The sequence below is a fragment of the Candidatus Jettenia sp. AMX1 genome (assembly GCF_030263775.1).
Classification (GTDB): domain Bacteria; phylum Planctomycetota; class Brocadiia; order Brocadiales; family Brocadiaceae; genus Jettenia; species Jettenia caeni.
The window spans coordinates 34,873-51,523 of record NZ_SZPP01000008.1 but is presented as its reverse complement, the minus strand read 5'-3'; the positions used below and the strand labels follow the sequence as shown (position 1 = coordinate 51,523).

9 protein-coding genes are annotated in these 16,651 nt (G+C 36.0%); 4 read left to right on the top strand and 5 right to left on the bottom strand.

Translation table 11 applies throughout. The annotated features are described in order from the left end of the window. Positions 1–142 precede the first annotated feature (142 nt). The 4 genes from FBQ94_RS03045 to FBQ94_RS03030 all read left to right on the top strand — a co-directional run bounded on the left by FBQ94_RS03045 (position 143) and on the right by FBQ94_RS03030 (position 7,301). Positions 143–1,141 carry a peptidylprolyl isomerase gene (locus tag FBQ94_RS03045; protein ID WP_083849259.1) on the top strand — a complete coding sequence of 333 codons (999 nt, stop codon included), beginning with the start codon at positions 143–145 and terminating at the stop codon, positions 1,139–1,141. 121 nt (positions 1,142–1,262) lie between these two features. Then, positions 1,263–3,254, top strand: coding sequence for an HD domain-containing phosphohydrolase (locus tag FBQ94_RS03040; protein ID WP_007221828.1), 1,992 nt, complete (start codon positions 1,263–1,265; stop codon positions 3,252–3,254). Further along, positions 3,247–6,456: a GAF domain-containing protein gene (locus FBQ94_RS03035; RefSeq protein ID WP_051006176.1), complete on the top strand. Its 3,210-nt coding sequence runs from the start codon at positions 3,247–3,249 to the stop codon at positions 6,454–6,456. The genes FBQ94_RS03040 and FBQ94_RS03035 overlap by 8 nt, the downstream gene beginning before the upstream one ends. Before the next feature lie 35 nt (positions 6,457–6,491). Then, on the top strand, positions 6,492–7,301 hold the full coding sequence (locus FBQ94_RS03030; protein WP_007221830.1) for a hypothetical protein: 810 nt from the start codon (positions 6,492–6,494) through the stop codon (positions 7,299–7,301). A gap of 86 nt (positions 7,302–7,387) precedes the next feature. Here FBQ94_RS03030 and FBQ94_RS03025 read toward each other — a convergent pair whose 3' ends face one another. The 5 genes from FBQ94_RS03025 to FBQ94_RS03005 form a co-directional block, all read right to left on the bottom strand. Beyond that, positions 7,388–7,849, bottom strand: a complete 462-nt coding sequence (locus FBQ94_RS03025) for a YbhB/YbcL family Raf kinase inhibitor-like protein (protein WP_007221831.1) — start codon at positions 7,847–7,849, stop codon at positions 7,388–7,390. Positions 7,850–9,156: 1,307 nt separating this feature from the next. Then, positions 9,157–9,795, bottom strand: a complete 639-nt coding sequence (locus tag FBQ94_RS03020) for a hypothetical protein (protein ID WP_007221832.1) — start codon at positions 9,793–9,795, stop codon at positions 9,157–9,159. A 395-nt stretch (positions 9,796–10,190) separates the two neighbouring features. Further along, positions 10,191–11,729 carry a DUF6119 family protein gene (locus FBQ94_RS03015; RefSeq protein ID WP_040543704.1) on the bottom strand — a complete coding sequence of 513 codons (1,539 nt, stop codon included), beginning with the start codon at positions 11,727–11,729 and terminating at the stop codon, positions 10,191–10,193. A gap of 139 nt (positions 11,730–11,868) precedes the next feature. Beyond that, positions 11,869–13,530: an N-6 DNA methylase gene (locus FBQ94_RS03010; RefSeq protein ID WP_007221834.1), complete on the bottom strand. Its 1,662-nt coding sequence runs from the start codon at positions 13,528–13,530 to the stop codon at positions 11,869–11,871. Then, complete coding sequence (locus tag FBQ94_RS03005; RefSeq protein ID WP_007221835.1) at positions 13,514–16,603, bottom strand: Eco57I restriction-modification methylase domain-containing protein; 3,090 nt, start codon at positions 16,601–16,603, stop codon at positions 13,514–13,516. The genes FBQ94_RS03010 and FBQ94_RS03005 overlap by 17 nt, the downstream gene beginning before the upstream one ends. Between the last annotated feature and the right edge of the window lie 48 nt (positions 16,604–16,651).

Below are 16,651 nucleotides of genomic sequence, written 5' to 3'. Positions count from 1 at the left end.
TGTTTGCCAGTGTTTTGTAATCCATATCCATGTACGTAGATAAATAAGCACGGACAAACTATCCCTGTTCAAGACATACAGGGACAGGGTTTGTCCGTGCCAGTCTGATTACTTTTAAAGTTTTATCAAAGGGTAATGAAAAATGTTTATAAGATATACCATAATGCTCTTATTGGTTATTTTTACCGCTCCTTCCTCTTTCTGCTCCGGGGCCATGATTGATATGGATAAAAACAGTATTAATTCAATCAGGGCTATTGTAGATGATGAGATTATTACCCATGAAGAAGTTATTAAACATGCTGCAGTAGCCATCAAAGAAGCACAAGAACGATACAGAGAGAATGAATTAATGGATAAAATTGAAGAAATACTGAAAGATACGCTGGAGGAAATGATTAACAGGAAGGTGCTTATTAAAGAGGCGAATCGTTTATTTAGTACCAATGAGTTTATGATGAAAGATGTAGAGAAAGATTTGGATTCCTTTGTGAAAGGCGCCGTGAAGAAAGTAGGTTCTTTATCAAAATATTATGAAATTGCTGAATCTCAGGGGATCAATCCTATTGAGAAGAGGAATGCATTAAAAGAGGATATTATGATAGACAAGATCATGAAGGAGAATGTCTATGACAGGGTTAAAATCCAGCCTAAATTATTGAGGCGTTATTACTGTGAGAATATTGATGAATTCCGTCAGAAGAAAGAAGTAAAATTACGACATATCATGATAAAGTTCTCTGCTCATAAGGGCAATAAAGAAGAGACATTCTCTGTAGCACAACAGATTATGAGCCGTATCAAAAAGGGTGAGAGCTTCTCAGCCCTGGCTCAGCAATATTCAGAGGGTCCTAATGCAGAAAATGGTGGTTTGTGGAGTTTTGAAGAAGTTCGTGAGTTAAGAAAAGACCTTAGAGATGTCGTTTATAATCTAAAAGATAATGAGTGCAGCAAGATTACCGAATCATCCGTTGGATATCATATTTTTAAAGTGGAACTGATAAAACCAGAAAAGATTCAGGCATTTGAAGCAGTGCAGGATGAAATTTATAAGAAAATTTATCGGGAAGAGACTACGAGGTTAAAAAATCAATATATCAATAGCTTGAAGACGGGAGTTTTTGTTCAGATTATTGATTGATTCTCCTTCGGAATAACGTATTATTGCATGAGAAACTGAACTTTTTAACCTCAGGGCTGAGGTTGAGAGAGCGAGAGAGCAAAAGTTTGAGCTTGAGCATACAAAAAGCACCATTCTTACTATGATAGAAGAATTACGGGATTCCCGAACAGTTATAGAAAGAGCAAAGAGTGAATTGGAGAATACCTTTGATTCCCTCCCAAATCCTATTTTTATCCACGATGAAAAATCAAAGATTATGAGAGCAAATACCGCATATATTGAGATAGCGGGACTGCCCTTTGATCAGATTATTGGCAAACCTTACTACGAGATCTTTCCAAAAACAAAAGCTCCCTGTGAAATGTGTCTGAAGATGCTGGAGACGAAAGAGAAGGTAAAAGCAGAAGAAATCTCTGTCCCGTCTTTGGGAAAGGTATTTAAGGATACATCCTATCCAATAAAAGATAAACATGATAGGTATCTTTACTCTATTCATGTATTGGAAGATATTACCGATTATAAAAAGGAAGTTGAGAAGACAGTAAACCAGGAGAAAGAAATAACGGGCAGTCTCCTGATGATTGCCGAAGCTACTGCCTGCGCAACAGATATCGAAAAATTTATGGAGCGGGTTGTCCAGTGTGTCCAGAAGATTATGGGAAGTACTGTATGCCTTTCCTATCTCTGGGATAGTGATACCAGGATATTTAGACCCAGTCAATCAGCCGGCCTCTCTCAATCCATGGTTCCTTCATTCAGAACGGAGACATTGGATGATACGATAGACTTCATCAGGAGGATACGGGAGGAGAAGAGAACAATAATCATGCATGATTCTGGATTTTATCAATGGATTAAGGATATACAGGTGATGGCTGTTATACCGATGATAGGCAGAACAAGCTACCTTGGGCTCATCATGGTCATCTATAATGCCCCCCGTCTGATTACTGAAAGAGATGAGAAAATTATGGAAGGCATTTCCCATCAGGTCTCTATCGCTCTTGGAGAGGTGAAACATTACAAAGAGTCTATTCGTAAAACAATGGAACTTTCCTATGCCATGGAAACTATCCAGGTACTCCATAAGATTGATAAGAGTATCCGCTCCTCAGGAGAACTCCAGGAAATACTGGAAACTGCCACGCATATGATTTCAAAAATTATTTCATGCGAAAGGGTTACCATTATCCTTGTTGATCAGGAGATGAATAGGTTAAGATATGCGGCCGGGTTTGGAATACCTTTTCTTTCAAAAGAAACATATATTTCATTCAGTGATACAGATATTACAGAGGTTATTAAAACAGGGGCGCATCAGTACGTTGCGGACATGACAAAGGTTGAGAGATCACGTCCCTTTGAAGTAAAACTTATTGAAGAGGGGTTTCGATCCCATATAAGAGTTCCCCTGGTTGTGAATGGAGATGTTGTCGGTGTATTAAGTATTGGCGCTAAGAGGCCGGCTGCCTTTACCCCTGCCGATTTATCTACTGTTGAGAATATTGCCACCCGTATGGCTGTAGCCATAAAGAATGCAAAGTTATTTTTTGATATGGAAGAGTTATTCCGCTTAATAATCAAATCTCTCTTCTCGGTGATACATTCCGGGTCTGGCTGGTTTGCTGAACATGCAAACCGGGTTGCAAGGTATGCTCTTGATATAGGGAAGGGAATGGGCCTTTCTGAAAAAGAGCTAAGGGATCTGGAGTTAAGCGGATTTCTCCATGATATAGGCAGTATAGGGACCTCCGAAGCTCTCCTGGATAAGCCAGGAAAACTCACTGATGAAGAATTAATAACAATAAGGCAGCACCCATTAAAGGGTGAAAAGATTTTAGAACCAATAAAGCACTTAAAGGAAGCTGTCCAGGCGGTAAAATACCACCATGAGTTTTATAATGGCACTGGTTATCCTGAAGGTCTCAAGGGTGAAGCAATTCCGTTGTTTGCGAGAATTTTATCCGTTGCAGATGCCGTAGATGCAATGGGTATGGATAGACCGTACCGGAAGAGAAGATCTGCGGATGATATTGTTACTGAGTTGAAAAGATGCTCAAGGACACAGTTTGATCCAAAAGTAGTAGATGCCTTTCTAAAGATGTATCCAGGCGAAGGTTACTATGGGTAAGAATTTTACCAAAGGTATAACCTTTCAATGTACGCTTGCTCTTATTTTTATAGTAATTTTCGGTGTAGCTTCATACGTTATTTTTTCCAGGGGTATAGCACACACTAGGGCTAATGCTGCACAGAGTAACACCGGCAGCAGTTTACGTATGCTGTCTCAACACGCAGCAATATACTCCTTGCGTTTAATGAACAGCCAGAATAAGAGTGAGAGAAAGAAGTGCCGCCAGGAATTGTTGACCATCGCGAAACGTATTGAAAATTCTCACCACAGGTTAATTCATGGTAACCCAGGTATGAATTTCTCTGGTAAGCTTTCGCCTCACCTGCAGCTTATATATTTCCATCCACCCATACTGCTCGATAAACAGATACGCGACTACATTGCTGAAATTAATGCATTGGCATATGATACAGATAGCAGGCTTATCCGGAGTAATCCTCATTTCCGCTCTATCCTTACTGCATCTACATCCAGACTTCTTGAATCTCTCAATACGGTAATAAAAGAATATGAGAAAGAGAGTGAAGCGGGCAGTACCTACTTGTATAGAGGGGGAATAGGGGTGTTGTGTTTTATCCTCTTTACCTTGTGTATGGAAGTGTTGTTTGTTTTTCGGCCTATTGTTTTCCGTTTCCTGCGTGTCAAAAACGGAAAAGGAGTTATGAACAACCTTGCGGGAATTCAGGAAGATAGTACCGGACAAAAGCGAATGGAAGCGTTAGTAAGCGAAGCCGGTCAAAAACTCCATGCGATTGTTCATACTTCGCCATTGGCTATCATATCCATGGATACTGATAGGAATATTAGCAGTTGGAATATGGCTGCTGAGCGGATTTTTGGCTGGACTGAGCAAGAAGTGCTCGGTTTTCCTTTCCCTGGTATTTTCAGTAAAATGTGCGAAGACTTACGTATACTGCAGGACCGTGTGCTCCAGGGCGGTTTATTTACGGGTACAGAGGTATACGGAATAAGGCGGGATGGTTTACCTATTGACATGAGTATCTCGATGTCACCATTATATGATGGCGCTGGTAATATCAATGGCATTATGAGTTTAATTGATGATATTACTGAACGTAAGAGGGTCGTACAACGTTTCAATGTCCGGATTGAAGTGGCGCGGGCATTGGCAGAATCTGCTACACCTCATGAGGCTTTTTCGAAAGCCATCCAGGCCATTTGCGAAGGTTTTACCTGGGACTTGGGTGGAATTTGGATAGTGGACCAGCAAGATACCGTTTTGCGTTGTTTGGATATATGGCATTTACCATCGGTGGAAGCGCGAAAATTTGAGATGGCTGCACGAGAAACTATCTTCTCCCCTGGTGTTGATTTATTGGGACATGTCTGGGTAAGCGGGAAGTCTGTCTGGATTTCCGATATTATTCAGGATGCTTATTCCCTCAGATCAGGAATTACGGGCGAAGAGAAGTTTCAGGGGGCATTTTGTTTTCCTCTTAAGAATAAGAATGAAGTCCTTGGCGTTATGGTGCTCTTTAGTTGCGAAATGAAACAATGTGATAATGACTTATTGTGTATGATGGCTGATATTGGTAATCAAATTGGTATAGGTATTGAGCGAAAACAGGCTGAGGAAAGTATAAAAGAGGGGGCGGGGGTGAACAGTGCGCTTCTGCATGTAGCAAAGGTGATTGGTACGATTCTTAATCCGGATGAGGTACTAAGAAAAATTGTGGAGATTGTTCCCAGGGTTTCGGACATCGATAGGTGTGGTATTCTCCTCTGGGATGAAAAACAGAATGCCTTTTTGCCAGCCCAGGTCTGGGGAATTGAGAAATCGCTGATGCTGGATTTCTATCAACTGAAATTTCAACCTGGGATACCGATGATAGATTTGCTCCTCAATGGTGAAATAGTGGTAGTTAATAATGCTATGGAAAACGCTATCCTTCCAAAGGATTTAGTAAAGACATTTGGTTCGAAGTCTATGATAGCTATCCCTATTGTGAGCAGGGATAAAGTTATTGGTGTTATAGGTGTTGATAGGGTCGGTACTTCAAGACCATTTAAGGAACGGGAAAAAATATTCCTCCAGGGAATTTCCCATCAGTTAGCTATTGCTATAGACAATGCAAGGCTTTACCGGGAAGTAGTAGATAGATCTATAGAATTAAGCCAAAAGGTAGAAACCATCAAGATCATGCATGAGATCGAGAGAAGCATATTGTCTGCCCTGGAAAGTGATGAAATTTTAGAGACATCGACACGTATGGTATCCAAGCTTATTCCTTCTGATAGGGTTACCATTGCGATGATTGATAAGGAAATGAATGCGTTTGTCTATAAGGCAGGATTTGGAATAAAACTGACGAAGGGTAGCAGTATTCCTTTTGAAGATACCTCGGCTACAGACATTATAAAAACGAGAAGGCCTACATTTATATCAGATATGGCGATAAAGGAAAAGCTGTTACCGTTGGAAGAAGCGCTTCTGTATGAAGGGTATCGTTCACAAATAAGGGTTCCCTTAATTGTTAAGGATGAGATAATAGGCTTGCTTAACGTAGGAAGTAAACGGGTCGCTGCCTTTACCCCGGAACATCTTTCTATCATAGAAAGGATAGCAGATCAAATAGCTGTGGCGTTAGAGAATGCACGGCTTGTATTAGATTTGAAAGAGATGCTTTTTGGGGCAGTAAAAACACTCTCGGCGGCTATAGATGCCAAATCTCCATGGACTGCCGGTCATTCTGAACGTGTTACAAAATATGCTGTTGCTATAGGAAGGGAATTAGGTCTCTTTGAAAATATGCTTAAAAATCTGGAGCTGGCAGGTCTTCTCCATGATATTGGTAAGATAGGAACCTACGAGATAATTCTCGATAAGCCAGGCGGGCTTACTGATGAAGAGTTAAAGATTATGCGGGAACATCCATCAAAGGGTGTAGAGATTTTAGTGCCGATAAAACACTTAAGAGAAATTATTCCCGTAGTAAAGCACCATCACGAGTCCTACGATGGTACTGGTTATCCCGAAGGTCTTAAAGGTGAGACAATTCCATTCCTTTCAAGGATATTAACCGTTGCAGATGCAATAGATGCAATGGGGGAGGACAGGCCGTATCGGAATAAAAAACCGAGAGATGATATCGTTAAGGAATTGAAAAGATGTTCAGGGAAACAATTTGATCCAAAGGTGATTGATGCTTTTTTAAAGGTTGTTCAAAAATTAGAATAAGTTTTTCTTTATGAATATGCTATAGGAAAAATGGATTGAACATAAGCAAAAGGGGAATAAAATCCGGTATATTTCATGTATGTATCATTATAGGCGCCATCTTATTTTTTGGATTTTTTACCATCGTTGAAGCGAGACATCTGAAACTCTACGGTCCAAAAAGACCCGAAAAAGGTGTTACCTGGGTGACATACACCAATGATTTTATCCCTTCTTTCGTTGTCCCTTCATCGGCAGGGGATGTTGGCAACGTTCTATTCCATGAAATTGAAATAGAAACAGGCATTACCGACCGATGGTCACAGTCTCTGTATTTTGATGGTGACACTCAATTTGAAAGCCCTGATTCACGCGATAACAATACCAGACTTACTTTAATAAAAACAGAGTTTAATTTTGCCGTATTTGAGTCTAACTTTTTTGATTTTCGTCTCAATAATGAATGGGCATTCAATACAGGAAATTATTCAGACCCTCTTGCACAGGAGAAATATTCGGATAGCATCGAGTTAAGGCCTATATTCTCAAAATCTATATATTCATTTACTCTTATCGTTGGTCCGGGGTTCTTTTATCGATATACGAAAGAACCGAGAGAACTCACGTATTTCTATGCAAACGCAATCCAGTATAGTCCTTCAGACAAAATAACAACCGGATTGGAATTCCATGGAGATTTGGGAGGTCTGAGAACATCCTCTGAACACTCTCATTTTATTGTTCCAAATATTGATATTCAGCTACACGAGCAGGTAGTTTTGAGTATCGGTGTTGCGATTGGATTAAATGGCCAAAGCGAAGATTGTGTATTCAGAAATTCATTACAGTTCAGTTACCAGTGGTAATCTCTTAAAGATATGAATCTATAACGGACATCGTGATAGGTTGATATACAAGTGTCACTGCCTTTTTTCACCGCATTTTCCACAATTTATTGCCTTTTATATTTTCCCATCAACTGGCCCTCAGCTATGATGTGTCCTTCCATTGCCTTCAGTAATTGTTGTTTCGTAATACCAGCGTCGAGATTAATTTCTGTATCCAAAGCATAGAACTTGAAATAGTATCTGTGTGTGCCACCGGGTGGACAGGGTCCACCATAACCAATCTTCTTGAAATCGGTTGTTCCTTGTTTAGCGCCATTTCCCAGGGTTTTCTGATGTGGTATGTTCTCAGATAGCTCCTGAACATTCGCTGGCAGATTAAAAAGTACCCAGTGAACCCATGTTCCCATGGGTGCATCCGGATCATCACAGATAAGAGCAAGGCTTTTTGTCCCGCCCGGAACAGAACTCCATGATAAGGGAGGGGAGAAGTCCTCTCCGTCACAGGTATACTTTTGCGGTATCATGCTTCCTTCTTCGAAGGCTGGACTTTTTATTTCAATTTTCATTTTTTGTTCTCCTGTTGTATTGGCATAAGATTGATTTTTGCTTTGACAAAAGCAAAGGGTAATAAGTGTGATGAACAAGCAACAAATTTTTTTAACCATAGGTAATTTTCCCAATCAATGAGTGTGTTTGGATAAGGGCCTATCCGAGACTTTTATAGGTTTTCGGATTGGCTCCGAGAGACTATCTGAAAAGATGCTATGGTGGATTCGCTCTGGTTAATCCTCCCTACCGGTAATTCTATACTGAGTAAGGTGGACTAAGGCGCTGTCTTTTGCGCTGAATCCACCGCTTTTCAGACAGTCTCTCAGTTTCTGCAATAAATTATTACTATCATAAATTACCCTTTATGTCAATTTATAGTATCCAATAGAAGAAACCGAATATGGTGAAAGCAGAATCCTGGTTGTATGCAGGTGTATAGAACGTGTGGAATCCTTAAACATGTCATTGCGCGGGTAGAGACGAAAAATCTTGCGTCTCTACCGAGGCAATCTCTGCCTTTGGGATTGCTTCGGACAATACCCTCGCAATGACTGGTGAGGTAGTCTTTCTCCAGATGGGTATATGTTCGATTTCATCCTTGAAATACTAAAAGACGTTCGGGAATGACAAATGGAGAATAGAGATGGCAGGAAAAACCCCTGGTGATGATACTCTGCATGGACAAATAATTCCTATTCAAGACATACCGCGATAGGGTGTATCGTCATATACATTAAGCTAAGCGCTACCCGACTTGTTCCCAAACTCTGTTTGGGAACATGCCTGTCCGGGGAACTCTGTTTCTCGAATCAAGAAGGAGCTGATCGTATGATCTCTCAGAACTATGGACCCTCGAAACAGAGTTTCCAGACAATTGTGTTCCCAAACCATGTCCTCATGTAAATGGGGAAGAGCTTGGGAATAAGCCACTACAAGCCACAAGAACCATATAGGCCAGAAGAGCTGGAAGTCTATAGTTAAAGATGAAGGCTCTCTGGATACAAAAATCCTTGTTTTATAAATACTATAAACCCAGCAGCTAAGCCCGAAGGGTTGATATTTTTATAGAAAAACGAGAAAAGGAAATTAATAAACCCTGAAAGGGTGAAATATTAAAAAGTTCTTAAGTCCTTAGTATTGGGCTGGTTTCCTGTTTTACCTTGATAATTAAGGAATTGTTAGAATTATATCTATTCTAATGGGTTTGATCAATTCTATCTACTTCAATCATTTATAGCACAAAATTAGCACAACTACAGCGAAAGATCAAATAATAGTTTATAACACTTCTATTTCTTTAGTAGCAATTTAGACAGAATCTTTGTTATTTGAATAAATATTTAAAAAATCCTTCATTTTTAGCATTAAATGCTGAATCAAAGTTATCCCAACTTAATGTTTTCGTTTTTCCGTTATAGATATTAATTAAATCTTTCTCTATGGGTTCTCCTTCACATTCGGTTATAACGTGAAATGAAAAAGCAATTATACTACCAGGTCTTACATTTTGAAATAATATGCTTAAATAATTATTAGTGTAAACATCATCTTTTTGAAGACTTGTATATTTTATATTTGGAGGTATTGCAGAATCCAATACTTTGCCATTTATTGGAATGAAGACATCGATATTTTCAGGATTTTCGCCTATGTATCCAATTTTCATTTGGATGTTATAAACAGGTTTCCACTTAGTAAATAATACAAATGTTTTATAACGGCCAATCCTTCGATAACTCCAAGAATAATAGGAAAAAGGTTCTTTTGTATATTTATTTTTGTCTAATTTTGTAATCTCCGTGGACGTCCTTTTTGTTGGGTTAAATAGGCGTTTTGAAAACTCAAAGATGTTATCTAAGGCTTTTGTCAAAGTACCTAAATAAACAATAATTGCTATTATAATGAAAATAATAACAAATTTGTTTTTCGCCCAATGTATAATTTGATCAAATTTATTATTCATACTTAATTTCGTTATTTAGATAACTAAATATTTTACTATTATAATCTAAGGTAATATCACTGGCGTAGTTTGTGGCTCAATTAACACTGGAAGCTGGAAAGGTGAAGGAAAATTATAAATCCTTGATGTTGGACTGATTTTCTGTTTTACATTGAAATTAAAGAATTTTTAGCATTATGTCTATTCTATATGTTTTAATTAATTGTATGTGTTTTGATTAATTTTAGTATAAAATTAGCACAAATAATATTTGATTACTTCATTACATATAAAACAATCAATATAAGGAAAGATGATGTAAAACAAGCATTCTTGAGGATTATTATTTTTTGTAAATCTTATAAAATATCAGTAGAATAATTGCTGATTATATCAATTTGTTAATTCGACGTGAACTAGTTCGTTCTATATCCTATACGAACAACAGGTTCAAACCCGGAGTTAGAACACTGTCTTTGCCATTCAGCAAGTTTCATTAAGAAAATGAAAGATTTGATTTCAGCAATTTTTGTAATGGGAGTTTGTCGCTCAAAAATGAACCATAGACATATCTTTTTTGGTTTAACATCTTGATTATTGATTTGGATTGATGTGTTTAGATTTTGTAAAATTTTAACTGTTGCAACTGCCTGATCGATTGCATAAGCAAATTTTTGTGTAGTTCCAATTTTAACAAAAAATGCTGTACTATCTTTGAATAAATCCAGCTTCTCAATTTTGTATTGTCGTATAGTGGTTAGATGCCTATCTAAATTAACATAACCCTCATTTTCTCTTAAAGAATTGAAATAATATTCGGGATAACAATAAACACCACTTTCTTGTCCAGAAAGGCTATTTTGCCACTTTTCAAATGCAGAATTAGAAAAGTTAGTATTTGGATTTTCAAAAGTAATTTTCTCATCAATTTGTTTCATCAGAAATTCAATATAGTTTTGGTTGAAAACATGCCACTTACCATCAAGTAGAAAGTGCTTCTCGTCATCAACGAAATCAAAGAAAAATTTTAATGGTTTTGCATACCCTTTGTTATTTTCATCCGAGACTTTTACTCTGATATTGTTAATATTAGCTACAAGGTTAATATTGTATCGGTTTATGAAATTGTGAAGAGCGGAAAGGCTAAGTTCTTCTATATCCTGTCTTTGTCGGCCTAATATAAAACTATATTGATTTTTACCCAGAAAAATAAAATCAACACCCGAAACCGTTGCCTCTGCTGGCTGTAAACCAGCGTTTGTACTGTTTAGAATTTCCTGTGCAAGTTTTTGATCCAACTCAACTATTTTTGTACTGTCTACGACAGAAGTTGCTCTGGGTAAAATTATCCTAGGGTTTTTCCGTAGTTCCTCCTCAATAGCCTGTACTAATTCAGGTAAATTATCGGGTAAGATTTTTAAATGCAACTGTGTTGAATTGCCAAAACTTGCAATCTCTCCCCATTTATCCTTATTAATCGTTTTGGCCTTAACATAATGTATAGATTCTCCACTATCATATTCAATTTCGCTATTTTCCTGATATGAAATAATTGTTTTGCTTCTCTTGCCCCCAAACAGTTTTGAGTTTTTAAGCTTAAGATTATTATCGTCAGCTATTCTCTCAGCAAGATTGATTCCAAAGTCGGTATCACAAAAATCCTTGAGATAAAAATGTGATTTTCCCATGCTGATTGCATATGACAATGTCGAATTTGAAATTAAAAATACTCCAAAATAAGCCTTGTTCTTTGGTTTATTATCTGAGCTAAAATAATCTTTATATAGATCGACCCACCAAATATCAATGTCCTCAGGTTCTTTTGAAAAATAAAATGAAAGGGTAAAACCATTGATACTTTTTTTTCTAGCAAGAGAAAGACCGATGGTCTGTAGTTTTTCAATCAAGCTCGATTCTTTGGACTTTTCGATTCTATATATGTTATATTTGGCCATATATTTAGTTCATAACATTATAAAACCTTTGGATGTATCAATCTGGTAAGGAAATTTTAATTATTTGATTTTAATTTGGAAAAAAGCAAATACTTTTTTATCAAAAGTAATATAGTACTTTTAAGGTCTGATAAGTTCATTATTTATTGTGCGTTCTATTCAATCTTCTTTTAGATAGCTTCCTCCAAATATTCCTTAAAATCTTGATTTTAGATTCAGTAAGCCCATACTGTTTACCCAACAGCTCCTTATCTGTTAAATCGAGTATATCTTCAATCTTTCGCTCACGGATAAGTTGGTCAACCTTTTTAAAATCGATTCTTTCATTATTAAGAATCGGCAATTGCAGTTCCTCTATTTCAGAAGGTTCAAAAGTCAATACGCCTCCACCGTAACTCCTACCTGTAATTTCTGAAAAAGCAAAAGTTAATGAGTTTAAAAATGAAAGTGCAATTAATTTGGGGTCAATTTTATTTTTGAATTTTACCCTATGAATAGTATCTGTAGATGAGGCGTTAGCAGAGTTTAAAATCAGTTTAGGGTAATCACTTACTTGCCTCAAAACAAATGCATCTGGTACCCATAGAGAAGGTGTTATATACCATCTCTTACGAATCTTACACTTGTATCCTGTGTGAAATTTTTGTGCTTCTCCAAACTTTATATAATTATGGCAAACTTTAGGTAAATCTTTTAAATCATTATCTGGTGGTGTAAAGAGATAAATTGGATAACCAGCTTTTGAATTTATTTGAAAATCATTCTCAGTAAAAATAATTCCTTTAAGATGATTAGATTTGCTTATTACTTTATGTGTATAGGGTTTCAACTCCTTTTCTTCGACCTGTTTTTCATTTAACATAAAAAAGTAGTTTCTTCCTGTAACAATGCCTACATCTACTTTCATCACATCACCACAGCGTGGTATATCTTTATTATTCTTTAATTCTCTAAGCAGACGTATCTCATTTTCTTCAAGGAAATATTTTGTCCATTTTTCATTTGTATGATCAACAGGTTTAACTAGTATATTAGGAATACTTTTGAAATCAAACCCTTCAAGATCCGCAAGTGTACTTAGTTCAACCATTCGTATACCCTTATTTTCTGGAGCACTCTTTTCGCAAAGTAACAGAACAACCTCCTGCTGGATACCTGTGAATACTAATTTGTTAAAAGTCACAATTGTTATTCTCTCAAAGAAGTTTGAAAGAAAGATTCTCGTTTCAGCAGCATACTTCACTTGAAATAATTCTGCTGGAATAACCATCCCAAGCTTGCCGATCTTAGATAACAATGTTGAAGAAATTACCAGGAAAGGTACCCAAATATTTGTCAGTTTATTAGGTTTAAGGCCTAAGGCATTCATCATTTGAATAGCACGTATTCTATGTTCTTCGGGAAAATTTTGGTAGCGAATAAATGGGGGATTGCCGACAACCACATCAAATGAGCTTTTCCCATTACTTGATAAATATTCAAAGAAGTCAATATTTACAATGGAATCTGAATTAAGTCCAAATTTTGCTGCTCTAGCTTTTGCCTTTTCTGCCTCTTTCGGAATAATTTCTATGCCTTTGATCAGGTTATAATACTTATTCTTAGGTATCCCAAGTTCTTTGAATCTATCTAGGCAGGCTTCTATAAAGTTACCATCGCCACAACTTGGTTCTAGTATTTTTTGTTTAGAGTTAGTAATGGCCCATTTACAGATGAACCATGTTATCTCTTTAGGTGTGTAATAGCCACCTCTTAATTTTATTTCGTCAATATGCTCTAATACTTCAGCTATTCTGTTCATCTTCTATAATTTCCGCTAAAAATAAATTACTATCCTTTATAGCTTCCAATTCCTCTTTTTTTATTCCATACAACGAATTAATCATTGAAATTATTTCATTATATAAATAATTAAATTTTCTCTGCAAAATGGACTTTTTATTGGCAATATATGTCTTGTTAATAGTTTGCTTTGTTTTTATAATTTCTTTAGTATTTTTACATATGGAATTATAAAGATTTACTTCTTCTATTGAATCAAAATTTATATTTCGGATGGGCAAGTTTTCAATAAATTGCTTGCCATGAGAATAATATGATCCACGAAATTCACTGGCTCTTGCTTTAACCATTGCCTCAAAAGCTGGATGTGCCAATATAGCTAGCAAATAGAAAATAGAATAATTAGAATTCGAAATTAAGGAATAATAAGGACCATTACCACCGCCTGTAAATTGCAAGTTAGCATTATCATAAGCATAACTTGATTGTTTGGAAAGTACAGGCCAAATTATTTTAGGATTGTTATGGAACTTTGTTAAACTCTGAGAACGACCGTATTGATACCATTTGATTTCCCTTGTACCGTTAATACTTCTTTCTTCTAAATCAGTTTTGTAATGGTTCAAATATTTCCAGCACAGAGGATAATTACTTTTTAATAGTTTTTCTGAAAAAACTTCTGCCCGATTATTTGAGATAGTATATGGAAAAATTATTAATGCATTTGGCTGTGGTATGTCAAATAGGCTAAAAGACAAATCATAAATGCACGGAAGTAGTATTGCCTTCTCTATTTCCCATTTCTTTCCTTCTTTCTCAAAAAAAATTGTATACTGCTTTTCTTCGATAGGCTGAATAACATAAATTCTATCCGCACTTGTTTGGAGCCCGACAGATATCTCTGCAATTTGTTTTAGGGGAACAGTTAATTTACTTTTAATCTTTTTAAAGAGTTCTGTGGCTTCATTAGATAAAAATATCCAGGGTTGGTCGGAATAATCTGCAACGTTATATTCTGCGATAGTGGCAGAGTTGAAACTATGCTCAACATTTAATTTAGTAATTCTTTTGAAAGAAAATTTTTGTTTGGGTCGCTTATCAATTACTAAAATGGCTGTATAGGTTGACCTGCCCGGAAATACTTGTGTAACCCCAAAGTGAACGATTTTAGATAATGAGCATTGGCTGGTGATTAAAGCTCTAAGCTTTTTCGCCCCTTTCACGATAAAAAATTTGTGTGGGACAATATAGCCAATAACACCATTTTCGTTTGTAAGTTCAATTGCTCGTTCGATAAATAGATAATATTTATCAAAGTTGTTACTAGATGCCACAGAGTAAGGAGATTGCTTACTTTGATAATATTGAATCTCTTCAAAAGAGTATTTAACTAGATTCTGAATACGTACGTAGGGAGGATTTCCGATAACGGCATCAAATCCTTTCTTTTCTTTTAGAAATGGAAATTCAACAGACCAATTAAAAGGCTTAAGTTTGTATAAAAGCTCGTCATTTTCTAGTGCGGCTTTATCAAACTCAAAATACTGATCATCTATTAATGAATTACCGCATTTGATGTTATTATTCAGGTTCGGTAAAACCTTTCTTTTGTAAGTATTTAAATAGTAGTCAATCGAAGTTGCTTTCTCGTTTTCAAGTAGCTTTAGTAACAAACTAAACCGAGTTACTTCAATAGCATAAGGGTTTACATCGACTCCAAAAATGTTTTGAAGTAATATTTTTTGTTTTGCTTTCAGAGTTAATCGCCAAGATTTATCATAAGTTTGATATGCAATATCATTGTCGATCACATCGGATTGGAGCAAGATATTTATATGTTTCTCTATCAAATAATCAAATAGTGAAATTAGGAATGTTCCTGAACCACAACAGATATCCACAATCTTTAAATTATTAATTCGCTGTAAGGTACTTCTTTCTAGTAAAGGTTCAAGAGTTTCTCTAATTATTTGGTCAACTATAAATTTAGGTGTTGGAATGACACCATTGGATGCAATAACCTCTGGTTCCTTTACAATACGGATGGATTTTTCAGATACTAAAGCAATCCTACTCCCTAAATATTTCTCATAGATTTGGTTTAAAATATTAGGCTCTATTACAGAAAAGTCGTAAGGACTGGCAGGATAATAAAGCTCATTGAAAATTTCTATTAAAAGCTCTGGATCAACTATTATCCCTAAGGATAAATTGTCTTCAATAAAATCAAATAGTCCAGAATTGTATTTTTTATCAGATGCTATAAAAAGCTTTTTCAGTTCTTCATAATTACTGATTTTCTTTAGTGTTTCGTATTTTTCTATTTCCCTATCCTCACAAATTCTAAGGAAAATAATCCTATTGATCAGACGTTGAATTAAGAAATTGATTTCTTCCTCTTTAAGGGATTTATTATTTTTAAGAACGTTAATAGCAAGCTTTTCTCTCCATTTCTCAATTTGTAGCAGGAAATACTCATCAAAGGGAGTGGTATCTTTCTCCGTAAATGAAAAGTATTCGTCTAAAAAGCCAGAACTAACGGAATTATAAGACAGTAATTGATATAGCTCCTCAAATTGTTCTAAATAATTCTTAAAATGAAATATTCGATATCTTGCAGATTGTGGGCCATCATCAATATTAGGTTTATATCTGCAATCATACACAATCAATTTCTCAAAGTTAGTCAAAATAGATATTCCTAAATTAGCATTCCATCCGTATCGCCTTGTTTGAAATGCTGCGGCTTTGGAATATTCTATATCTATTGAAACTTTCTTTGCTTCAACAAATAGTTTCCTATTGCCTAAGATTCTTAGGGTATAATCAGGATTTTTCTTGGTAATGGTGTCATCTTCTTCAATATTAATAGATTCTTCTTGGATTACATCTCGGATAAATTGATTTTTTGCCTCTTCATTATTGACATCCCAACCGAAAGTTTTGAGAAAAGCATTTAAAAAATCTATCCTTAACTGAGCTTCACTGTATTTATTCTTTTTAAGGTGAGAATATTGCTTTTCAAAAGAAGTAATCAAGCTTGTAAGTTGCTCTAATGCTTTTGCTTTATTTTTAGTAACAGTATACGACATAGAATAATTGGCTTTTTTATGAAAAGATTTAAAATACTATTCTTTTTG